Here is a 21,298-nt window from a genome sequence, read left to right as displayed (position 1 = left end):
GCCGGCGGCCTATCTCAGGCAGCCAGCAGCGGCACGAGGAAGTCCCGGCTGATGCCATTGCCGAGATCGCCGATGCGCTCCAGGAAGCTGGTCAGGTACGCGTGCAGGCCGACAGCGAAAATGTCGTCGATGCGCGCGTACTTCAGGTCGGCGTGGAGTTTACCAGCCTGGCGCTCGGTTTCCGCCGACTGCTGGTTGCGCACCGTGTGCAGGATGGCCACCACCTCGTCCATGCTCGACACCAGCGAGCGCGGCATGTCGGGCCGCAGGATCAGCAGCTCGGCCACGCGCTGCGGCGTAATGACCGCGCGATAGACCTTGCGGTAGACCTCGAAGCCCGATACCGAGCGCAGCACCGCGGCCCAGTGATAGAAATCGTTCTGGTCGCGGTTGGCATCGCTCTCGTCGCTGCCCGATGCCTGGAACTTGACGTCGAGGATCCGCGCGGTGTTGTCGGCGCGCTCCAGGAACGTGCCCAGCCGCATGAAGTGGAAGGCATCGTCCTTGAGCATGGTGCCGAACTGCACCCCGCGCGCCAGGTGCGAGCGGAACTTGACCCATTCGAAGAAGCGCGACGGGTCTTCCTTCAGCACGCCGTCGGCGATCAGGCGCTGCACCTCCAGCCAGGTGGTGTTGACGGTCTCCCAGACCTCGGTGGTCAGCGACCCGCGCACCGCGCGCGCGTTCTCGCGCGCCGCGCGCAGGCAGCTCATGATGGACGAGGCGTTGGTCATGTCGCGCACCATGAAGTCGATCACATCGTCGCGCGACAGCAGCCCGTACTTGTGGTCGAAGACGTCGGTCAGCTCGGAGATATCGAGCATGGCCCACCAGCCCTGCTCGGCCACCTCGGCCGATTGCGGCAGGAGCGAGGTCTGGTAGTTGACGTCGAGCATGCGCGCGGTGTTCTCCGCGCGCTCGGTGTAGCGGGCCATCCAGAACAGGTGGTCGGCGGTGCGGCTCAGCATGCGGGCTCTCCTGGCATGGCGGCGGTCGCCATGGCGGTCATTGCGGCGGTCATCACGTGGTTCGCGTTCATCGTTCCAGCACCCAGGTGTCCTTGGTGCCGCCCCCTTGCGAGGAATTCACCACCAGCGAGCCTTCGCGCAGCGCCACGCGGGTCAGGCCGCCGGGCACCATGCGCACCTCCTTGCCCGACAGCACGAACGGGCGCAGGTCGATATGGCGCGGCGCGATGCCCGACTCCACATAGGTCGGGCAGGTCGACAGCGCCAGCGTCGGCTGCGCGATGTACTGCTCCGGGCGCGCCCTCACTACTTCGCGGAAGGCATCGATCTCGGCCCGCGTCGCGGCCGGGCCGACCAGCATGCCGTAGCCGCCGGCGCCGTGGGTCTCCTTGACCACCAGTTCTTCCATATGGTCCAGCACGTACTGCAGGTCGTCCGGGCGTCGGCACATATAGGTCGGCACGTTGCTGAGGATCGCCTCTTCGCCCAGGTAGAAGCGGATCATGTCGGGCACGTACGGATAGATCGACTTGTCGTCGGCCACGCCCGTGCCAATGGCATTGCAGATGGTCACGTTGCCGGCGCGGTAGACCGACAGCAGGCCGGCCGCGCCCAGCGAGGAATCGTGGCGGAACACCAGCGGGTCGAGGAAGTCGTCGTCGACGCGGCGGTAGATCACGTCGATGCGCTGCGGGCCCTGCGTGGTGCGCATGAACAGGTGGTCGTCCTCGACGAAGAGATCGCTGCCTTCGACCAGCTCCACGCCCATCTGCTGCGCCAGGAAGGCATGCTCGAAGTACGCCGAGTTGTACATGCCCGGTGTCAGCACCACCACGGTAGGATCGGCAATGGCCTGCGGCGACACCCCGCGCAGCATGTCGAGCAACAGGTCAGGATAGTGGGCCACCGGCGCCACGCGGTTGCGCGCGAACAGATCCGGGAACAACCGCATCATCATCTTGCGGTTTTCCAGCATGTACGACACGCCCGAGGGCACGCGCAGGTTGTCTTCCAGCACGTAGAACTCGCCCTCGCCGGCGCGCACCACATCGATGCCGGCCACGTGCGCATAGATGTCGTGCGGCACGTTGACGCCGAGCATCTCGGGCCGGTACTGGGCGTTGTTGTAGATCTGGTCGGGTGGGATCACGCCGGCGCGGATGATGTCCTGGCCGTGGTAGATATCGTGGACAAAGCGGTTGAGCGCGGCCACGCGCTGACGCAGGCCCTTTTCCAGCAGCGCCCATTCGCTGGCCGGGAAGATGCGCGGGACCACGTCGAACGGAATGGTGCGTTCGGTGCCGCTGTTGGCCTCATCCTTGTCGCCGTAGACGGCAAAGGTAATGCCCACGCGCCGGAAGATCAGGTCGGCCTCGGCGCGCTTGTTGCCCATCGTGCTTTCAGACTGCCGCGCCAGCCAGTCAGCGAAATGCCGGTAATGCGGGCGCACCGCGCCTTCAGGCAATGCCTGCCCCGCCTGGATGACTAATTGCGCCCCGTCCGTGCGCCAGTCCAGCATCTCGTCGAAATACCGCCCCGCCATGATGGCCGTTCCTCCATGTCGCGGGCTTCCGGTGCTACCGCTTCATTGCGACTTCGTGGTCGCTACCGGCTGCCCTGGTTTTGCCCTGGCTTTCCTGTCCCCAGCCCGCCGCGCCTGCCCGTTCGGGGCGCCCACGGCGATACTGTCGAGTCACTGGCCCTTTCAGCATACCCGTACCGGCGAATCCCGCAAGCTGGCGGGTGCCGGCCGGCACGGAAAGTGAACTAGCAAGATGTCTGCCAGCGCACGCAAAAACGGCCGCCAGCCAGGCTGGCGGCCGCTTGCGGGCTGCGCGGGAACGAGCCGACCGGAACGGCCGGCGCGGTCAGCGCGCCGCGCCGGCGCCCTGCGACACCGTGGCCTGCAGGATGGTGGCGACCAGCGCCTCGGGGGACTGGCGGATGTCGAGCACCAGCGCGTCGCTGGGCTCTTCCAGCGTATCGAACTGGCTTTGCAGCAGGTCGGGGTTGAAGAAGTGTTCCGTGCGCGCGGACAGGCGCGTGCCGATCAGCGATGCGTCGCCCTTCATGAAGACGAAGGTCACGCCGCCGTCGGGCGGAGTCAGCCGGTCGCGGTAGGCCTGGCGCAATGCCGAGCAGGTGAACACTTGGGTGCGGCCTTCGGCCCGGGCCGCGTCGATGGCGGCACGCATGGCCGCCAGCCACGGCCAGCGGTCTTCGTCGGTCAGCGGGATGCCCGCGTGCATCTTGGCCTTGTTGGCGTCGCTGTGGAATGCATCGGCGTCATGGAAGCCGCAGCCCAGGCGCTGCGCCAGCAACTGGCCGACCGTGGTCTTGCCGCTGCCGGAAACGCCCATCAGGATATAGATCATGTCTGCTCCGTCGGTCTTGGTATCGGATGGTGTCGCCATCCTTGTCTGTCCTTGTCGGTCCAGCTGGGCGTCCTTGCGGCGGCGCAAGGACGCCCGGGGGCGCTGCCGCCCCGCAGGAAACTTCAGGGGAAAATCGGCCTCAGGCCTGGCTATTGTGCGACGGATTGCGCCGCTGCGGTACGTTGGCGCCGGCCTGCGCCGGCCTCGGCATCCGCCTCGGACAGGTCAAGTGCGCTGCCGCCCTCTTCCGCGATGCGCGCGTGGCGCCGGAACAGGCCGAACAGGCCGCGCCCCAGGCTGAATTGCGCGAAATCGTCGTCCGGCGCCGCGGCCAGTTCGCGCGCCGCGAATTCGCCTTCGTCGCCCAGCCACTGCAGCGTGCCGGCAACGGCATCGACACGGATGCGGTCGCCATCGCGCACGCGCGCCAGCGCGCCGCCGGCCAGCGCCTCGGGGCCGACGTGGATCACCGCCGGCACCTTCCCCGACGCGCCGGACATGCGGCCGTCGGTCACCAGCGCCACCTTGTGGCCGGCGTCCTGCAGCGCGCCCAGCACCGGAGTCAGGCGGTGCAGCTCGGGCATGCCGTTGGCGTTCGGCCCCTGGAAACGCACCACCGCGACCAGGTCGCCGGTCAGCTCGCCCGCATCGAAGGCCGCCTGCAGCGCCTCCTGCGCATCGAACACCCGCACCGGGGCTTCGACCACGCGGTGCTCCGGCGCCACCGCCGAGACCTTGATCACGCCGCGGCCCAAGTTGCCCTGCATCAGCCGCAACCCGCCCTCGGCCGAGAAAGGCTCCGCGGCCGTCGCCAGCACCTGCGCGTCGCCGCTGTGCGCCGCGCCGTCGCGCCAGCGCAGCACGCCGTCGGTCATCACCGGCTCCTGCGCATAGCGGGCCAGCCCGGGGCCGGCCACGGTCTGCACGTCCTCGTGCAGCAGACCGGCCTGCAGCAGTTCGCGGATGACGAAGCCGGCGCCGCCCGCGGCATGGAAGTGGTTCACATCGGCCGAGCCATTCGGGTAGACGCGCGCCAGCAGCGGCGTGATGCGTGACAGCAGGTCGAAATCATTCCAGTCGATGACGATGCCCGCGGCGCGCGCCATCGCCACCAGGTGGATGGTGTGGTTGGTGGAGCCGCCGGTCGCCAGCAGGCCGACCATGGCGTTGGCAATGGCGCGTTCGTCAACGATGCGCGCCAGCGGCAGGTATTCGTCGCCGCGCGCGCGCAGGGCGATCGCGCGTTGCGCGGCCGCCGCGGTCAGCGCATCGCGCAGGCCGCTGTCCGGGTGCACGAAGGCCGCGCCCGGCAGGTGCAGGCCCATGATTTCCATCAGGAACTGGTTGCTGTTGGCGGTGCCGTAGAAGGTGCAGGTGCCGGCGCCGTGGTAGGCCTGGCATTCGGCCTCGAGCAGCGCATCGCGCCCGACCTGGCCGGTGGCGTATAGCTGGCGCACGCGCGCCTTCTCCTTGTTGGGCAGCCCGCTGGCCATCGGGCCCGCCGGCACGAACACCATCGGCAGGTGGCCGAACTGCAGCGCGCCCATCAGCAGTCCCGGCACGATCTTGTCGCACACGCCCAGCATCAGGGCCGCATCAAAGGTGTTGTGCGACAGCGCCACCGCGGTGCCCATGGCAATCGCATCGCGCGAGAACAGCGACAGCTCCATGCCCGGGTTGCCCTGCGTGATGCCGTCGCACATCGCCGGCACGCCGCCAGCCACCTGCGCCACCGCACCGACCGCGCGCGCGGCCTCGCGGATCACGGCGGGGTAGCGCTCGTACGGCTGGTGCGCCGACAGCATGTCGTTGTACGCGGTGACGATGCCCAGGTTGGGCGCATGGTCGACGCGCAGCTTCAGCTTGTCGTTGGCCGGCAGTGCGGCAAAGCCGTGCGCCAGGTTTGCGCAGGACATGCCGCGCAGCGGCCCCAGTTCAGCCTGCGCGCGCTCGCAGCGGGCAAGGTAGGCTGCACGGCTGGCGCGGCTGCGCGCAACGATGCGCTCGGTGACGGCAAGAAGCTCGGCATGGACGGCAGAAGGCATGGCGGAGACGTTCCTTGTGGGCTGGGTGGCAGCGCGGCAATGCCGCGCCATCGCATGTAGATTTTCTACAGATCGCTGCCATTATACCGAGCACAAGCGCGCCGTCGACCCGCTCATGCATCACAATTGCGCAGAAATTCCCGGAATCAGGGCAAACCCCCAGGGCGGACGACGCACCATTTCGGGCAAGATGCGGCGCCATCCGATGTAGAATCTCTACATATCCGAACCCCCGACACTGCCACCCCGCCGCCATGCGCGACCGAATCCTAGCCGTCTACGACACGCTCCGCCCTTCTGAACGCCGCCTGGCCGACTATGTCGCCCGGCATGGCGCCGCCGTGATCCGGCTGTCGATGCCCGAACTGGCTGAGCGCGCCGGCGTGTCGCAGCCCACCATCGCGCGCTTCTGCGCGGCGCTGGGCTACGACGGCTTCCGCGAATTCAAGCTGCAGTTCGCGCAGAACGTCGGTGGCGGCACGCCCTTCGTGCACCAGGACGTAGCGGCCGACGACCGCCCCGCGGACATCGCCGGCAAGGTCTTCGACCGCACCATTGCCACGCTGATGAGCGTGCGCAATGCGCTCTCCGCCGACCAGATCGAGCATGGCATCCAGCTGCTCGCCGGCGCGCGGCGCATCGAGTTCTACGGCTGCGGCAACTCCGGCATCGTCGCGCTGGATATCCAGCACAAGTTCTTCCGCCTGGGCATGCCGACCGTTGCGTATTCCGACCCGCATGTGTTCAGCATGTCGGCCGCGCTGCTCGCCCGTGGCGACGTGGCCGTGCTGGTCTCCAACAGCGGCCGCACCTGGGACATGCTGACCGCCGCCACGCTGGCGCGCAGCAGCGGCGCCAGCGTGCTGGCGATCACGCACAGCGGCTCGCCGCTGGCTCGGCTGGCCGACGTGTGTGTGTTTTCCGACGTCGAGGAAGACAGCGAGGTCTACACGCCGATGACCTCGCGCATCAGCCACCTGGTGCTGGGCGACGTCCTGGCCGCCGGCGTGGCGCTGGCGCGCGCGGACACCGTCGCCCCCCGCCTGCAGCGCGCCAAGGCGCATCTGCGCGAACGGCGCATCGCCGGTGCGGAGCCGGCCCGGCCAGTACCGCCGGCACGAAGCCGCGCCAGGCCCGCTGCGGCCGAGCCAGCCACGCCCGCCACCCGCACGCGCCGCCGCAAGGCCAGCTGACTCGCTAACGCGGCGCCGGCGGTCGCGCCCGCCAGTAGCGCGGCTGCGCCTGCCGGAACATTGACAACGCAAAGCCCCCGGGCGCGGTGTCCATGGTCACCGCGCCGGTTTCATCGGTCCGGTAGCGCAGGACACCCGCGCGGCCGCAGCGCTCCCACACTTCGCCAGTCGGGTGGCGAACGCAGCTGCGCGCATTGCTGGCAATGGCGGCCTGCTGCGCCTGCTCCGCGAGCGGATGCAGCACGGTAAAGCGCAAGCGTGCGTTGATCGACAGGTTGCCGGCCGAGGCGCTGCGTGCCGACGTGCTGGTGGTGGCCCACCATGGCAGCGGCACCTCGTCCGGCGCAGCCTGGCTGGAGGCGGTGCGCCCGTCGGCGGCGGTGTTCCAGCTGGGTTATGCCAACCGCTAGCCCGCCGTGCAGGCGCACGCGCGCGGTGGCGACCGGCGCGACCAGCAGCCCGACCCCGAGCGCGGCCAGCACCAGCGCCAACGGCCCCGCGCTGGCCGCTTCCCACATCGCCCATGGCAGCGCGGAAAGCCAGCCCAGCACCGCGGCCAGCGCCACCATGGCCAGGTGGGCCACCGCCAGCACCGGCCCGGCCAGTGCCATCGGCAAGGCCGCGCCGAGCAATGCCAGCGGCGTCACCACCAGGCTGACGAGCGGAATCGCCACCGCATTGACCAACGGCGACACCACCGATACCTGGCCGAACAGCACCAACGTCAGCAGCACCAGCCCGATGGTCACGGCCCACTGCGTGCGCGCCCCGGCGGCGAGCGTGGAACGCATGCGTTGCCAACGCCCTTGCGTCGAAGCATCCCGCCCGGGCCGGGCCGCGAAGAAGATCACCACCACCGCGCCGAAGGACAGCCAGAAGCCGGGCAACATCACCGCCCACGGATCCAGCAGCAATGCCACCAGCGCCGCCCAGGCCAGCGCCACCGAGGCGGGCGGCGCACGCGCACCCCACACCGCAATGGCCGCCACGCAGAGCATGGCCACGGTGCGCAGCGCCGGGATCTGCATGCCGGCCAGCAATCCGTAAGCCAGCGCGCTGGCCACGGCCGCCACCAGCGCGGCCTGCCGGGCCGGCAGCCACAGCGGCAACGGCCGGCGCAGCCAGCGGCCGAGTCAGAACGAATGCCGCCACAGCAGCCCGGCAAGCGACGCCGCCATGCCGGCGATCATGGTGATATGCAGCCCGGAGATCGCAACCAGGTGGCTGACGCCGGTGCGCTGGAACAGTTGCCAGTCGTCCGCGTCGATGCCACGCTGGTCGCCAATGACCAGTGCGATCAGCACCGGACCGAAGCGCGCATCGGCCGGCAGTGCCGCGCGCAGGTGATCGCGCACGGCGGCGCGCCAGGCTTCTATTTGCCGCGCCAGCCGCTCTCCTGACACATCCTGGAGCGGGCCCTGCGCACTGCGCACATAGCCGGTGGCGCCATAGCCTTGCGCCAGCAGCCAATAGGCGTATTGACATCCCCCCCGTCCTCAGCCTTCGGCTGCCGCCTTACGGCGGAAAGGACGAGGATTCCTACGGCGCTACGTGATGCTCTACGTAGTCACTTCGGTGGGTTCCTGCTTCGTAGAGCGGCTTGACTACGCCGACTCTCCACAGGCTGCAACGCGGTGCCCCCGCGCCAAAATGTTGATCGCGCCGACCACGTCGGCGTGATTCGCATAGCCGCATGCCACACAGGCGAAGCTCGCCTGGCTCTGCCGGTTCTCGGCAGATACATGCCCGCAGCAAGGGCACGTGCGACTGGTGTGCTGTGGCGGCACAGCTATTAGCCAGCCGCCATTCCACGCTAGCTTGTATTCCAGTTGACGCCCGAACTCGTACCAACCCTGATCGAGGATGGCCTTGTTCAGGCCGGACTTGGCCCTGACGTTCTTGCCCGGTTGCCCGCTTGAACCGGCCGCTGACTTGGACATGTTCCGTACCTTCAGGTCCTCGATACACACCATCGCTTGATTTTCGCTGATCGTGGTCGTGGCTTTGTGCAGGTAGTCGAGGCGGGCGTTACCGATGCGTGCGTGGATACGCTGGATTCGGGCCTTGGACTTCTTCCAGTTGTTGCTGAATTTCGCCTTGCGGCTCATCGCCCGCTGCGCACGGCGCAGTCTGGCTTCGTGCTTCCTAAAGCTGTTGAGCGGCGCGAGGAAAGTGCCATCGCTCATGGTGGCAAAGCGAGCGATGCCCATGTCGATGCCGATGGCGCTGGTGGCTTTCGGCACAGGTCGCTCGACCTTCCGCTCAGTCTGGATCGAAACAAACCACTTGCCGCCCGAAAGACTGACGCAGGCATTGCGTACCTCACCGAGTACGTCGCGGCTGTTCCTGTATCGCAGCCAGCCCAGCTTGGGCAAAAAGATACGCGAGTTGGTCTGATCAAGCTTGATTTGCTTCTGGTCGGGATAGCGGAAACTGTCGCCCAGACCCTTCTTCTTGAAACGCGGGAAGTCGGCCCGTTTTGCGAAGAAATTTGTGTAGGCCCGCTCCAAGTCCTTGAGCGTCTGTTGAAGAGGATGGACTGGTGCATCGGCCAGCCATGCTGTTTCCGTGCTGTTGCGCCACTCCGTGAGTTGCTTACACAGACCGGCATAGCTGAGCTTCTTTTCGCCTTGATCGTAACGCTGTTTCTGCAACGCCAGCGCCTTGTTATAGACGAACCGGCACGATCCGGCATAACGGCGCATGTTGCGCTGCTGCTCGCCGTTCGGCATCAATTCGTATTTGAAGGCTTGAAGACGCTGCATGGCCCAATCATACTCTTGGCCTATGAGCGACGACAATGACATTCGGCAGAGGACCTGCGCGACATATTTACCGGCGTTTGCGCAGATTTCGAAGCTGAACTGGTGGAGTTCGATGGGGAGGACGATCACGTTCACCTTCTTGTGAACTACCCGCCAAAGGTCGCTGTGTCCGCACTGGTAAACAGCTTGAAAGGGGTATCCAGCCGTATGATCCGAAAGAAGAACTACCCGAGCATCAGCAAGAAGCTATGGGGCGGTGCGCTGTGGTCGCCGTCTTACTTCGCAGGGAGCTGCGGCGGTGCGCCCATCGAGATCATCCGCCAATACATTGAGCAACAACAGACGCCGCATTAGCCGCCGAAAGGACGCCGACGGCGTCCGCGCTATCCTTCTCCGGCCTAAAGGCCGAGGCTTGCCGCGCACCTGGTCAAGAAGAATTGGAAGTTGTGTGTCCGGCGGAAACCGGAGGCGCCATGGTGTCCGCAAACGCTGCCAGCCGCGGCATCGCATCCACGGCATTGCGCCATGTCGCCTGCGCCAGCGCCATCGCATCGATGCCGCGCAATTCCGCCATCACACGGGCTACGCCCGCCACCTCCGCGGGCGAGTTGCGCGCCTTGTGCTGTTCGCCGAACTGATCGTCAGACAGCCACGCCGGCGCCATGTCGGGTGCGTCGGTTTCCAGCACCAGCGCCTCCAGCGGCAGCTCCGTCGCCAGCCGGCGGATCTGCCGCGCACGGCTGAAGGTGACATTGCCGCCGAAGCCGAGCTTCAGGCCCTGCTCGACAAAGCGCCGCGCCTGTTCATTGCTGCCGTTGAAAGCGTGGGCAATGCCGCGCTTCACGCCCAGCTTGCGCAGCTGCGCGCCAACCTGGTCCTGTGACTTGCGCACATGCAGCAGCACCGGCAGGTCAAATTCCCGCGCGATCTTCAGCTGCTCCGCGTAGAGCCAGGTCTGGTGCTCCGCATCCAGCCCCGCGACGAAGAAGTCGAGCCCGATCTCGCCGATGCCGACAAAGCGCGGGTCGCCCATGCTGGCCGCCACCTCGCGCCGCAGCGTGTCAAGGTCGGCCTGGCCGGCGCCGGGCGAGCACAGCGGATGGATGCCGAGTGCATAGACGCAGCGCGCATCGTGGCGCGCCAGCGCGCGCACGGCATCGAAGTTCCAGACGGCCACCGCCGGCACCACGATGCCGCGCACGCCGGCAGCCTCGGCCGCGTCGGCCACCTGCTGGCGGTCAGCGTCGAACTCGCTGGCGTCGAGGTGGCAATGAGTGTCGATCCACATGGGCCGGCCCGGCTCAGCGTTCCTGGTGCAGGTGCCCGTCGCGCAGCCGCAGCACGCGGTCGCAGCGGCCGGCCAGGTCCAGGTCGTGGGTGACGATGATGAAGCTGGTGCCGAGCGTGCGCGACAGTTCCAGCATCAGGTCATAGACGCCGCCGGCGGTGTGGTCGTCGAGATTGCCGGTGGGTTCGTCGGCCAGCACGCAGGCCGGCTGCCCTACCAGCGCGCGCGCGATGGCCACGCGCTGGCGCTCGCCGCCGGACAGCTCGCCCGGGCGGTGCTTCGCGCGCCCGCCCAGGCCCACGCGCTCCAGCATGGCCTGCGCCACGCCGCGCGCGTCATGCTGGGTCAGGCCGCGGATACGCATCGGCATCGCCACGTTGTCCAGCGCGGTGAATTCCGGCAGCAGGTGGTGGAACTGGTAGACGAAGCCCAGCTGGCGGTTGCGCACCACGTTGCGCTCGCGTTCACGCAGCGCCGTGAAGGGCTTGCCGAGCAGCGCGACGCGGCCGGAGTCGGGCTCATCCAGCCCGCCCAGCACATGCAGCAGCGTGCTCTTGCCCGAGCCCGAGGCGCCGACGATGGCAACCTTCTCTCCGGCATTGACGCGCACGTCGACGCCGCGCAGCACGTCCACATCGAGTTCGCCCTGGCGGAAACGCTTGGTCAGGCCCTCGGCCACCAGCACCGGCGAGCCGGTGCGCGGCTGGTCCGCGGCGGGCGTGGGGGTATCGGCGTGCAACACGGCTTCACTCATAGCGCAGCGCCTCCGCCGGGTTGACGCGGGCGGCACGCCAGCTGGGATAGAGCGTGGCCAGCGTGGCCAGCACAAAGGAAATGATGCCGATGGTGGCGATGTCGTTCACGCGGGGATCCGAAGGCAGTTCGCTGATGAAATAGATGTCGCGCGGCAGGAACTGCACGTGCAGCAGCCGCTCGATGAAAGGCACGATAACGTCGATATTGGTGGCGATCAGCGTGCCGCCGGCCACGCCCAGGATGGTGCCGATAAAGCCGATGGCCACGCCCTGCACGATAAAGATCTTCATGATCGAGCCCGGCTGCGCGCCCATGGTGCGCAGGATGGCGATATCGGCCTGCTTGTCGGTGACGGTCATCACCAGCGTGGACACCAGGTTGAATGCCGCCACGGCGATGATCAGCGTCAGGATGATGAACATCATGCGCTTCTCGGTCTGCACCGCGGCAAACCAGTTGCGGTTCTGCTTGGACCAGTCGCGCAGGTAGAGCTCGCCCGACATGGTGCCGGCCAGCTCGTTGGCCACCTGCGGCGCGCGCTGCATGTCCTGCAGCTTCAGGCGCACGCCGGTGGGGCCGCTCAGGCGGAACAGGGTCTCGGCGTCGTGCATGTTGACCAGCGCCAGCGCGCTGTCGAACTCGAAATGCCCGGACGAGAACACGCCCACCACGGTGAACTGCTTGAGCCGCGGCAGCACGCCCGCCGGCGTCATGGTGCCCTGCGGCGCCACCAGCGTGACCTTGTCGCCGACCTGCACGCCCATGGCGTTGGCCAGCTCGTTGCCCAGCGCAATGCCGAAGCCGCCCGGCGCCAGCGCCGTCATGCTGCCGGCCCGGAACTGGTTGCCGATGTCAGAGACCTTGGGCTCCTGCGACGGCTCCACGCCGCGCAGCAGCACGCCGCGCACAGCGTCGTCGCGGGTCAGCATGGCCTGGGCCGCGACGTAGGGCGCGGCGCCGACCACTTCCTTGTTCTGCAAGGCCTCGGCGGCGGTCTTCTGCCAGTCCGGCAGCGCCGACGGGCCGATCACTTCGATATGCGCCAGCACCGACAGCATGCGGTCGCGCACTTCCTTCTGGAACCCGTTCATCACCGACAGCACCACGATCAGCGCGGCCACGCCAAGGGCGATCCCGAACATCGAGATCATCGAGATGAACGAAATGAAGGTATTGCGGCTGGCGCGCTTGCTTGCGCGGGTATATCGCCAGCCGATCTGCCACTCGTAGGGAAAGTTCAAGAGGATTCCTGTTGTTTCGGGAAAGCGCCGGTGCCCCCCCGGGGGCGCTGGCGGCACTCATGCAGCCTTGGCGGGCGCCGTCCCGGTCACGCCACGGCGTCGCCCGGGACTGGCGCCGGCCAGCCGGGAGTTTACAATCTCGCCACCATGATGACGCACCTGACCCTGATTGTGCCCTTTTCCGTCCCACCGGGCGCCGGCGACGACGGCCGCGACGATGTCGTTCCCGGCGCGCTGCTGCGGCAATTGGAGCTGCCGGCGCTCGGAAAGTTGCTGACCCGGGCCGAGCCCGGCCCGCGCGAGCGGCATGAAGACCCCTTCCTGCGCAGCCTGCCGCAGGAGCGCTGGCTGGCCGGCAAGGCGGGGCTGGACCCGGTCCGGGTGCCGCTGGCGCCCTATATGCGGCTGGCCGACAGTGGCGGCGCCGTCCCCGCCAGCTCCGATGGCCAGTCCTGGACCTGCCTGCAGCCGGTGCACATCCATGCCGCGCGCGATCACCTGGTGCTGATGCCGCCCGCCCAACTGGGCATCCGGCCGCAGGAAGCCACCGCCCTGCGCGCCGCCATCGACGCACTGCTGCTGGAATCGGGCATCGCGCTGGAATCGCCCTGCCCGCAGCGCTGGTACCTGCCCGAGGCCGCATTCGGCCCGCTGGAGGCGACCACGCCGCTGCGCGCGGCGGGCCGCAATATCGATATCTGGATGCAGGCCGGCGAGCGCGCCCGCGACTGGCGCCGCCTGCAGAACGAGGTCCAGATGACCTGGCATGACCACCGCGTCAACCAGGCCCGCGAGGCCGCCGGCGAGGCGCCGGTCAATTCGGTCTGGCTGTACGGCGGCGGCGCGCTGCAGCCGGTGCCGCGGCTGGCCGATACGGTGCTGAGCAACGATCCCTTCCTGAGCGGGCTGGCGCTGGCCGCCGGCAGCCGCGTGCTGCCGGTGCCGGCCGGCCTGGCCGGCACCGCCGGGACGGAGGGCACGGTGCTGGCCATGCTCGACAGCGCCACCGAAGCCCATATCGCCGAAGACTGGGGCCTGTGGCTGGACCGCATGCATGCGCTGGATGCCGACTGGTTCGCGCCGGCGCTGGAAGCGCTGGTGGCCGGCCAGGTCGGCGCCATTACGCTGGTGCTGGGCGGCGAGAACCACTTTGCCGAGTTCACCGTGCGCCGCGCCGACCTGCGCAAGTTCTGGCGCAGCATGGGCCAGCGCGGCGACTGGCGCGCGCTGCTGTCCGACCTAGCCTATGCCGCATAAAGCCGCTTGAAGCCGCCTGACACGCGCTGCCCCTACCGAAACATCACCTGCCGCCCCGCCCATGACCCGGATCGCCATCCGCCAGTTTTCCCCCGAACACGCCAGCTCGCTGGCCGCCGCCGGCCTCCACCCCACGCTGGCCCGCATCCTGGCCGCGCGCGGCGTGGCCCGCGCCGCCGAGCTTGCCACCGACTTGCCCGAACTGGTGCCGCCCGCGGCCATGAAGGGCATCGGCCACGCCGCGGCCTACCTGGCTGACGCCATCGCCGCCGGCAAGCGCCTGCTGATCGTCGCCGACTATGACTGCGACGGCGCCACCGCCTGCGCGGTGGGCGTACGCGGGCTGCGCATGCTGGGCGCACGGGTGGAGTACATCGTGCCGAACCGCTTCGAGTACGGCTACGGCCTGACCCCGGAGATCGTGGCACTGGCGGCCAGGCAGCAGCCGGACGTGATCGTCACGGTCGACAACGGCATCGCCAGCGTCGACGGCGTGGCCGCGGCCAATGCGCTGGGCATCGACGTGGTGGTGACCGACCACCACCTGCCTGGATCTGAGCTGCCGCAGGCCGCGGTGATCGTCAACCCGAACCAGCCGGGCTGCGAATTCCCCAGCAAGAACCTGGCGGGCGTGGGCGTGATGTTCTATGTGCTGCTCGCGTTGCGCGCGGAACTGCGCCAGCGCGGCGTCTATACCCAGGCCACGCAACCGCCGCTGCAGACGCTGCTGGACCTGGTGGCGCTGGGCACGGTGGCCGACGTGGTCAAGCTGGACACCAACAACCGCATCCTGGTGGCGCAGGGCCTGCGCCGCATGCGCGCCGGACGGATGCAGCCGGGCGTAGCGGCGCTGTTCCGTGCCGCCGGGCGCGAGGCGGCGCGCGCCAATACCTTCGACCTGGGCTTCGGGCTGGGTCCGCGCCTGAACGCGGCCGGCCGGCTGGCGGACATGTCGCTGGGCATTGAATGCCTGTTGACCGAAGATGCCAACCGCGCCTGGGAAATCGCCCAGGAGCTGGACGGTATGAACCGCGAGCGGCGCGACATCGAGGCCGGCATGCAGCAGGAGGCGCTGCAGATCCTGGAGCAGCCGCTGGCCGGCCCGGATCCGTCGGCACGCTTTACCGTCAGCGTGTTCAACGACACCTGGCACCAGGGCGTGATCGGCATCGTGGCGTCGCGTCTGAAAGACAAGTTCCACCGCCCCACCATCACCTTCGCCCCCGGCGACGAGACCACCGTCAAGGGCTCGGGCCGCTCGATCCCCGGCTTCCACCTGCGCGATGCGCTGGACCTGGTGTCCAAGCGCCGTCCCGGCATGCTGCTCAAGTTCGGCGGCCACGCCATGGCGGCCGGGCTGACCGTGCGCGCAGAGCGCTTTGCCGAGTTCCAGGAAGCCTTCGAGGCGGTCGGCCGCGAATGGCTGACCGACGACCAGCTGGCGCGCGTGATCGAGACCGACGGCGATATCGAGGACCAGTGCTTCAGCCCGGAATTCGTCACCCTGCTGGAGCAGCAGGTATGGGGCCAGGGCTTCCCGGCGCCGACCTTCTGCGGCGAGTTCGACGTGCTGCGCCAGAGCGTGCTCAAGGGCAAGCACCTGAAGCTGCAGCTGGGGCGCGGCAGCCAGCGCTTTGATGCGATCTGGTTCAACCACGCCGACTCGCTCGGTGCCAGCGCGCAGGTGGCCTACCGGCTCGACAACAACACCTTCAACGGCGTCACCCGCGTGCAACTGGTGATCGAGCACGCGCAGTAGCGTGCTCCGGGGGGCGTTAGCCCCGTTTAGCCGCGCGACGGCAGGTAGGCCATCGGGTCGACCGGCTTGCCGTTGCCGCGCACCTCGAAATGCAGCTCGCTCGAGCTGGCGCCCATGCGGCCCACGTCCTGTCCGGCCGCGACCGAGGCGCCCTCGGTGACCAGCGGCTGGTCGAGGTTGCCGTAGACGGTCAGCCAGTCGTCGTTGTGCTTGACGATCACCAGCATGCCGTAGCCACGCAGGTTGCCCACGTGGATGGCGCGCCCCGCGGCGGCGGCGCGCACCGTGCCATTGGCTGGCACGGCAATGCGCAGGCCCTTGCTGGCCGGCGGCGCGTAGCCTCCGGTGACGCGGCCATCGGCCGGCCACTGCAGGCGGATGCCGCTGGCGGGCGGCCTGGACGAGCCGCTGTCGACGCGCGGCGTATCGGTCACGGTCTGGTCGGTGCCGGTGGAGGCCGGGGCGCTGCCACCCGGCGGCCGCACGCGGACCAGCTGGCCCACCTCGATCTGGCTGGGGCTGGTGATGTCGCTGTTCCAGCGGGTCAGGTCGCGCACGCTGCGGCGGTGCTTGCGCGCGATCGAATACAGCGTGTCGCCGCGCTCAACGCGGTAGTAGCCGTCCGGCACGGGCCCGCCCGTGGTACCGCAGCCGGCCGCGACCGCGGCCGCGGCGGCCAGCAGCAGGCCCAGCGCGCGGCGCCGGCCTGGCTCGATGTCATGTCTGGTTTGCGTCATTCGTCCCTGTTCTTTGTCTAGCCGGGGAGCGGCTTGCGACCCGTATTATCGCCGCGTGCGTCGCCCGGCACCGGCGGATAGACCGCGCGGCGGCCATTCCGTTCGGTCCGCGGCCCGCCCGAGGCGGCCCGGAAGCCCCGGGTTGCCGCGCCGATCCGCTATAATTCGGGGTTTTCTAAGCGCAGGAACATCATGGAAGCAGAACGCCTCAACGCCATCTCCGGTGCCATCTCCGATCTCCGTTCCCGGACGGAAGATCTACGGGGGTATCTTTGACTACGATGTCAAAGTAGGAAGGCTGGACGAAGTCAACGGTTTGCTGGAAGACCCCGACGTCTGGAACAACCCCAAGCGGGCCCAGGACCTCGGCAAGGAAAAGAAGGCAATCGAGGGCGTGGTAAGCGTGCTCAGCAAGCTCACCGACGACCTCAGCGGTGCCGAAGAGCTGTTTGAGCTCGCCAGGGAAGAAGGCGACGACGACACCCTCGAAGCGATCGAGGCCGACGTCAAGGGCTTCGAGGAGATCGTCGCGGGCATGGAATTCCGCCGCATGTTCTCTGGCGAGATGGACCAGGCAAACGCCTTTATCGACATCCAGGCCGGCGCCGGCGGCACTGAAGCGTGCGACTGGGCCTCGATGCTGCTGCGCCAGTACCTGAAGTACTGCGAGCGCAAGGGCTTCAAGGCCGAGGTGCTGGAAGAGTCCGAAGGCGACGTGGCCGGCATCAAGAGCGCGACCATCAAGATCGAGGGCGAATACGCCTTCGGCTACCTGCGTACGGAAACGGGCGTGCACCGCCTGGTGCGCAAGTCGCCGTTCGATTCGTCGGGCGGGCGCCATACCTCGTTCTCGTCGGTGTTCGTCTACCCCGAGGTGGATGATTCGTTCGAGGTCGAGGTCAACCCGGCGGACCTGCGCGTTGACACCTACCGCGCTTCGGGCGCGGGCGGCCAGCACATCAACAAGACCGATTCGGCCGTGCGGATCACGCACATCCCGACCGGTATCGTGGTGCAGTGCCAGAACGACCGCTCGCAGCACCGCAACCGTGCCGAAGCCATGTCGATGCTGAAATCGCGCCTGTACGAGCACGAGATGCGCAAACGCCAGGCCGAGGCCGACAAGCTCGAAGCCGGCAAGACCGACGTGGGCTGGGGCCACCAGATCCGCTCCTACGTGCTGGACCAGAGCCGCATCAAGGACCTGCGCACCAACGTGGAAATGTCCAACACCCAGAAGGTGCTGGACGGCGACCTGGACCCGTTCATCGAGGCCAGCCTCAAGCAGGGACTGTAAGGCAGCACCCGCCGTCCGCCCTGCCGGCGCGGCCGGCGGCGGCACAGCATTCCATCCACCGCTGTACCGCCGCCCGCGCCACACCGGCACGGCGGCAGGGCGACATCTCCGACCGGGGCACCATGAGCGAAGCCAATCACCTCTACATCATCACCGGCGCCTCGCGCGGGCTGGGCGCGGCACTGACCAATGCCCTGCTCGTGCCGGGCAACCGTCTGATCTGCGTGGCGCGCAGCCGCAACAGCGAGCTGGAGCGCATCGCCACCATGAGCGGCGTGCCGGTGGCCTGGCACCTGCAGGACCTGTCGCAGGCCGGCCCCGCCGCGACTTGGCTCGCCAGCGTGCTCGATACGCTCGACATCCCGCCGACCAGCGCCACGCTGATCCTGAACGCCGGCGTGGTCGAGCCGATCGGCCCGGTCGCGCGCCTGCAGGAAAAGACTTTGGTGCCGCACCTGCTGACCAACCTGGCGGCGCCGATGACGATGACCGCTGCGTTCCTGGAGCGCACCGAGAAGTTCGACTGCCCGCGCAAGGTGCTGGCGATCTCCTCCGGCGCGGCGCGCCGCCCGGTCGAAGGCTGGAGCGCGTACTGCGCCGGCAAGGCCGGGCTGGACATGTTCATGCGCTCGGTCAACGCCGAGTACGCCCAGGCCGAAGCCCCGCGCACCGTGCGCGCCGTGGCGCTGGCCCCGGGCGTGATCGACACCGGCATGCAGGCCACCATCCGCAATGCCGACTTCGCCCAAGTGCAGCGCTTCCGCGAGCTGAAAGCCAATGAACAGCTGGCGTCGGCCGAGGAAACCGCCGGCCGCATCGTCGCCTACCTGCACCGCCCGGATTTCGGCAGCACCGAGCTGGACGATCTCCGCAACTACTAAGCCGCACCCATCAAAGCCATCTGAATCCGCGCGCGGCAAGCCGCGCGCGATCCGACAAGACATCATGACTGAACCGAACCGCGCCCAGGCCAAGCCAGCCGCCGCAGACACCCCCGCCGTCGACGAGAACAAGATCATCGCGGAGCGGCGCGAGAAGCTGGCCGCGCTGCGCCAGCAGGGCGTGCCCTTCCCCAACGATTTCCGCCCCTCCCACCAGGCCGCCGCGCTGCAGGCGCAGTACGCCGAGACCGAGCAGGCCACGCTCGAGGCCGCGCCGGTCGAGGTCGCCATCGCCGGGCGCATGATGCTCAAGCGCGTGATGGGCAAGGCCAGCTTTGCCACGGTGCAGGACGGCAGCGGCCAGATCCAGTTCTACATCACGCGCGACAAGGTCGGCGAAGAGGTCTACGCGGCCTTCAAGCACTGGGACCTGGGCGACATCATCAGCGCCCGCGGCGAGCTGTTCCGCACCAATAAGGGCGAGCTGTCGGTGCAGGTGCGCGAGCTGCGCCTGCTGTCCAAGTCGCTGCGCCCGCTGCCGGACAAGTTCCACGGCCTGGCCGACCAGGAAATGAAGTACCGCCAGCGCTATGTCGACCTGATCGTGTCGCCGGAAACGCGCAACACCTTCCGCGCCCGCACCAACGCGATCTCGTCGCTGCGCCGCCATATGGCCGATGCCGGCTTCATGGAAGTGGAAACGCCGATGCTGCACCCGATCCCGGGCGGCGCCGCGGCCAAGCCCTTCATCACGCACCACAATGCGCTGGACATGCAGATGTTCCTGCGCATCGCGCCCGAGCTGTACCTGAAGCGCCTGATCGTGGGCGGCTTCGAGCGCGTGTTCGAGATCAACCGCAACTTCCGCAACGAAGGGGTGAGCCCGCGCCACAACCCCGAGTTCACCATGATGGAGTTCTACGCGGCCTACACGGACTACCGCTGGCTGATGGACTTCACCGAGGACCTGATCCGCAAGGCCGCCATCGATGCGCGCGGCAGCGCCGTGCTGACGTACCAGGACCGCGAGCTGGATCTGTCCAAGCCGTTCCATCGCCTGACCATCTGCCAGGCGATCCAGAAGTTCGCGCCGCAGTACACCGATGCGCAACTGGCCGATGCCGGGTTCCTGCGCACCGAGCTGAAGAAGTTCGGCGTCAACACCAACGCGCCGCAGTTCCTCAACGCCGGCCTGGGCACGCTGCAACTGGTGCTGTTCGAGGAAACCGCGGAAAGCCAGTTGTGGGAGCCGACCTTTATCGTCGACTACCCGGTCGAGGTCTCGCCGCTGGCGCGCGCTTCGGACACGGTGCCGGGCATCACCGAGCGCTTCGAGCTGTTCATCACCGGCCGCGAGATCGCCAACGGCTTCTCGGAGCTGAACGATGCCGAAGACCAGGCCGACCGCTTCCGCAAGCAGGTCGAGCAGAAGGACGCCGGCGATGAAGAAGCCATGTACTTCGACGCCGACTACATCCGCGCGCTGGAATACGGCATGCCCCCGACGGGCGGCTGCGGCATCGGCATCGACCGCCTGGTGATGCTGCTGACGGACAGCCCGAATATCCGCGACGTCATCCTGTTCCCGCACCTGCGCCGGGAAGACTGATGCAGGCGGCGTCCGGCAGGACGCCCCACTGCGGAAACCGTGAACGCCACCGCCTGCGGTGACCGCCTGCGGTGGGGTTTTTCTTTGGGTCGCGAAAGGCACTCCAGCGTGTCGATTGTTACAACCCGGTCCGCAACCGCGCCGGCAGGACGACCACAACCCATTGAATCGAAAGGATTTTTCCGCCTACATATATTTACAAAAACAAACGGAAAACGGCACCCGCTTCGGCCACACTGGCTCCATCCCATCGCGGCCTTCGCCGCACCGGAGCCACAATGCAGAGCCAAGCCACCTCGCCAGACCACACCCCTGCACCGCTGCCGCCGCAACGCCGGTTGCATCCGCTGATCGGCGCGGCGGCCGTGGCCGTGGTGATCGCCAGCCTGACCGCTGTCGCCGCCGTGACCGGCGTGCTGCCAATCAGCAAGGCCAACCCGGACCTGCAAACGCAACAAGGTCCGCAGGGCCCGCTGCCAGTCACCGCGGAAACCGCGCCCCCGCCGGGCAGCACCACGCGCCCACCGGTCTACGATGACGGCCAGCCGCGCCCGGCCAATCAGGACGCTGCCCGTTCGTCGCAAACCGCACCGCGCACCGCCCCGGCACGCCAGGCCGCGCAGCGCGATAGCGAGCCGCGCGCCAGCCAGCGCGCCGACACCGAGCGCCCGGCTGCCAAGGGCAGCCCCTACGCCGGCCGTATCGTCGCCGTGACGCCGGTCCAGACCCAGAAGCCCAACACCAGCGGCCTGGGCGCGCTCGGCGGCGCTGTGGTGGGCGGCCTGCTGGGCAACCAGGTCGGCAAGGGCAACGGCCGCATCGTCGGCACCGTGGTCGGTGCCGTGGGCGGCGGCGTAGCCGGCAACCAGATCGAGAAGGCGGTCAGCAAGGACACGCATTACGAAGTCCGCGTACGCATGGACGATGGCAGCCATCGCAGCTTCACTTACGAGCAGAACCCTGGCGTGCAGGTGGGCCAGCGCGTGCACCTGGAGAATGGTGCGCTGGTGACCGGGTGACCGCCCACAGCACGCGCCGGCGCATTTAGTGTGCCGTTACAAACCATGGCCGGTTTGTCGCCGGCCTTTTCCATGGTCGCTTTGCTATGATTCTTGGGCGCCACCTCC

General features: G+C 68.1%; 16 protein-coding genes and 2 pseudogenes. 8 read left to right on the top strand and 10 right to left on the bottom strand.

From position 1 onward, the window contains the following. Positions 1-14: 14 nt before the first annotated feature. The 4 genes from CNE_RS05490 to edd form a co-directional block, all read right to left on the bottom strand. A complete protein-coding gene (locus CNE_RS05490; RefSeq protein WP_013956138.1) occupies positions 15-968 on the bottom strand; it encodes an alpha-E domain-containing protein in 954 nt (317 codons plus the stop codon). Positions 969-1,035: 67 nt separating this feature from the next. Continuing rightward, positions 1,036-2,511 carry a circularly permuted type 2 ATP-grasp protein gene (locus tag CNE_RS05485; RefSeq protein ID WP_013956137.1) on the bottom strand — a complete coding sequence of 492 codons (1,476 nt, stop codon included), beginning with the start codon at positions 2,509-2,511 and terminating at the stop codon, positions 1,036-1,038. Between the two features lie 325 nt (positions 2,512-2,836). Further along, complete coding sequence (locus CNE_RS05480) at positions 2,837-3,343, bottom strand: gluconokinase (protein ID WP_041227830.1); 507 nt, start codon at positions 3,341-3,343, stop codon at positions 2,837-2,839. 149 nt (positions 3,344-3,492) lie between these two features. Further along, entirely contained in the window at positions 3,493-5,388 is a 1,896-nt protein-coding gene (gene edd / locus CNE_RS05475; RefSeq protein WP_013956135.1) for a phosphogluconate dehydratase, read from the bottom strand. Positions 5,389-5,642: 254 nt separating this feature from the next. Here edd and CNE_RS05470 point away from each other — a divergent pair, with 254 nt between their 5' ends. After that, positions 5,643-6,581 carry a MurR/RpiR family transcriptional regulator gene (locus tag CNE_RS05470; protein ID WP_013956134.1) on the top strand — a complete coding sequence of 313 codons (939 nt, stop codon included), beginning with the start codon at positions 5,643-5,645 and terminating at the stop codon, positions 6,579-6,581. 110 nt (positions 6,582-6,691) lie between these two features. On the opposite strand, the pseudogene CNE_RS05465 reads toward CNE_RS05470, so the two are convergent. Together CNE_RS05465 and CNE_RS05460 are read right to left on the bottom strand one after the other, a co-directional pair. After that, positions 6,692-7,885 (bottom strand): annotated as a pseudogene (locus CNE_RS05465) (ComEC/Rec2 family competence protein). Between the two features lie 300 nt (positions 7,886-8,185). Further along, on the bottom strand, positions 8,186-9,346 hold the full coding sequence (locus CNE_RS05460) for an RNA-guided endonuclease InsQ/TnpB family protein (protein ID WP_049800600.1): 1,161 nt from the start codon (positions 9,344-9,346) through the stop codon (positions 8,186-8,188). Between the two features lie 54 nt (positions 9,347-9,400). On the opposite strand from CNE_RS05460, the pseudogene tnpA reads away from it, so the two are divergent. Beyond that, positions 9,401-9,700: pseudogene (gene tnpA / locus CNE_RS05455) on the top strand (IS200/IS605 family transposase); the annotation flags it as partial. A gap of 73 nt (positions 9,701-9,773) precedes the next feature. On the opposite strand, the gene CNE_RS05450 reads toward tnpA, so the two are convergent. The 3 genes from CNE_RS05450 to CNE_RS05440 are packed head-to-tail and all read right to left on the bottom strand — an operon-like array spanning position 9,774 to position 12,631. Continuing rightward, positions 9,774-10,634 carry a TatD family hydrolase gene (locus CNE_RS05450; protein ID WP_013956132.1) on the bottom strand — a complete coding sequence of 287 codons (861 nt, stop codon included), beginning with the start codon at positions 10,632-10,634 and terminating at the stop codon, positions 9,774-9,776. A gap of 13 nt (positions 10,635-10,647) precedes the next feature. Next, entirely contained in the window at positions 10,648-11,388 is a 741-nt protein-coding gene (gene lolD, locus CNE_RS05445; protein WP_013956131.1) for a lipoprotein-releasing ABC transporter ATP-binding protein LolD, read from the bottom strand. Next, complete coding sequence (locus tag CNE_RS05440; protein WP_013956130.1) at positions 11,381-12,631, bottom strand: lipoprotein-releasing ABC transporter permease subunit; 1,251 nt, start codon at positions 12,629-12,631, stop codon at positions 11,381-11,383. Before CNE_RS05440 ends, lolD begins: the two co-directional genes overlap by 8 nt. Positions 12,632-12,778: 147 nt before the next feature. Here CNE_RS05440 and CNE_RS05435 point away from each other — a divergent pair, with 147 nt between their 5' ends. Then, positions 12,779-13,888, top strand: coding sequence for a hypothetical protein (locus tag CNE_RS05435; protein WP_013956129.1), 1,110 nt, complete (start codon positions 12,779-12,781; stop codon positions 13,886-13,888). Positions 13,889-13,949: 61 nt separating this feature from the next. Beyond that, positions 13,950-15,647, top strand: coding sequence for a single-stranded-DNA-specific exonuclease RecJ (gene recJ / locus CNE_RS05430; protein WP_013956128.1), 1,698 nt, complete (start codon positions 13,950-13,952; stop codon positions 15,645-15,647). A gap of 26 nt (positions 15,648-15,673) precedes the next feature. Here recJ and CNE_RS05425 read toward each other — a convergent pair whose 3' ends face one another. Further along, on the bottom strand, positions 15,674-16,384 hold the full coding sequence (locus tag CNE_RS05425) for a peptidoglycan DD-metalloendopeptidase family protein (RefSeq protein WP_013956127.1): 711 nt from the start codon (positions 16,382-16,384) through the stop codon (positions 15,674-15,676). A 192-nt stretch (positions 16,385-16,576) separates the two neighbouring features. On the opposite strand from CNE_RS05425, the gene prfB reads away from it, so the two are divergent. The 4 genes from prfB (at position 16,577) to CNE_RS05405 (ending at position 21,190) form a co-directional block, all read left to right on the top strand. Continuing rightward, positions 16,577-17,681, top strand: a protein-coding gene (gene prfB / locus CNE_RS40940; protein WP_099045607.1) for a peptide chain release factor 2 whose coding sequence is annotated in 2 segments (ribosomal slippage) — positions 16,577-16,657 and positions 16,659-17,681 — 1,104 coding nt in all. Because the reading frame shifts where the segments join, the coding sequence is not laid out codon by codon here. Positions 17,682-17,803: 122 nt separating this feature from the next. Continuing rightward, on the top strand, positions 17,804-18,562 hold the full coding sequence (locus CNE_RS05415; RefSeq protein WP_013956125.1) for an SDR family oxidoreductase: 759 nt from the start codon (positions 17,804-17,806) through the stop codon (positions 18,560-18,562). 64 nt (positions 18,563-18,626) lie between these two features. Beyond that, positions 18,627-20,171 (top strand): lysine--tRNA ligase, encoded by a 1,545-nt coding sequence (gene lysS / locus CNE_RS05410; RefSeq protein WP_013956124.1) that lies wholly within the window; start codon positions 18,627-18,629, stop codon positions 20,169-20,171. A 278-nt stretch (positions 20,172-20,449) separates the two neighbouring features. Then, positions 20,450-21,190, top strand: coding sequence for a glycine zipper 2TM domain-containing protein (locus CNE_RS05405; protein ID WP_013956123.1), 741 nt, complete (start codon positions 20,450-20,452; stop codon positions 21,188-21,190). Positions 21,191-21,298: the final 108 nt, after the last annotated feature.

This window comes from Cupriavidus necator N-1 (assembly GCF_000219215.1).
GTDB lineage: Bacteria > Pseudomonadota > Gammaproteobacteria > Burkholderiales > Burkholderiaceae > Cupriavidus > Cupriavidus necator.
Note: the sequence above shows the minus strand (reverse complement) of the source record. Positions and strands in the feature narration are given on the sequence as shown.

Coding starts and splice junctions, on each gene's coding strand:
- lysS (WP_013956124.1), top strand. CDS start 18,627: ATGACTGAACCGAACCGCGCCCAGGCCAAGCCAGCCGCCGCAGACACC.
- edd (WP_013956135.1), bottom strand. CDS start 5,388: ATGCCTTCTGCCGTCCATGCCGAGCTTCTTGCCGTCACCGAGCGCATC.
- CNE_RS05405 (WP_013956123.1), top strand. CDS start 20,450: ATGCAGAGCCAAGCCACCTCGCCAGACCACACCCCTGCACCGCTGCCG.
- CNE_RS05490 (WP_013956138.1), bottom strand. CDS start 968: ATGCTGAGCCGCACCGCCGACCACCTGTTCTGGATGGCCCGCTACACC.
- lolD (WP_013956131.1), bottom strand. CDS start 11,388: ATGAGTGAAGCCGTGTTGCACGCCGATACCCCCACGCCCGCCGCGGAC.
- CNE_RS05435 (WP_013956129.1), top strand. CDS start 12,779: ATGATGACGCACCTGACCCTGATTGTGCCCTTTTCCGTCCCACCGGGC.
- CNE_RS05450 (WP_013956132.1), bottom strand. CDS start 10,634: ATGTGGATCGACACTCATTGCCACCTCGACGCCAGCGAGTTCGACGCT.
- CNE_RS05415 (WP_013956125.1), top strand. CDS start 17,804: ATGAGCGAAGCCAATCACCTCTACATCATCACCGGCGCCTCGCGCGGG.
- recJ (WP_013956128.1), top strand. CDS start 13,950: ATGACCCGGATCGCCATCCGCCAGTTTTCCCCCGAACACGCCAGCTCG.
- CNE_RS05425 (WP_013956127.1), bottom strand. CDS start 16,384: ATGACGCAAACCAGACATGACATCGAGCCAGGCCGGCGCCGCGCGCTG.
- CNE_RS05470 (WP_013956134.1), top strand. CDS start 5,643: ATGCGCGACCGAATCCTAGCCGTCTACGACACGCTCCGCCCTTCTGAA.
- CNE_RS05480 (WP_041227830.1), bottom strand. CDS start 3,343: ATGATCTATATCCTGATGGGCGTTTCCGGCAGCGGCAAGACCACGGTC.
- CNE_RS05460 (WP_049800600.1), bottom strand. CDS start 9,346: ATGCAGCGTCTTCAAGCCTTCAAATACGAATTGATGCCGAACGGCGAG.
- CNE_RS05485 (WP_013956137.1), bottom strand. CDS start 2,511: ATGGCGGGGCGGTATTTCGACGAGATGCTGGACTGGCGCACGGACGGG.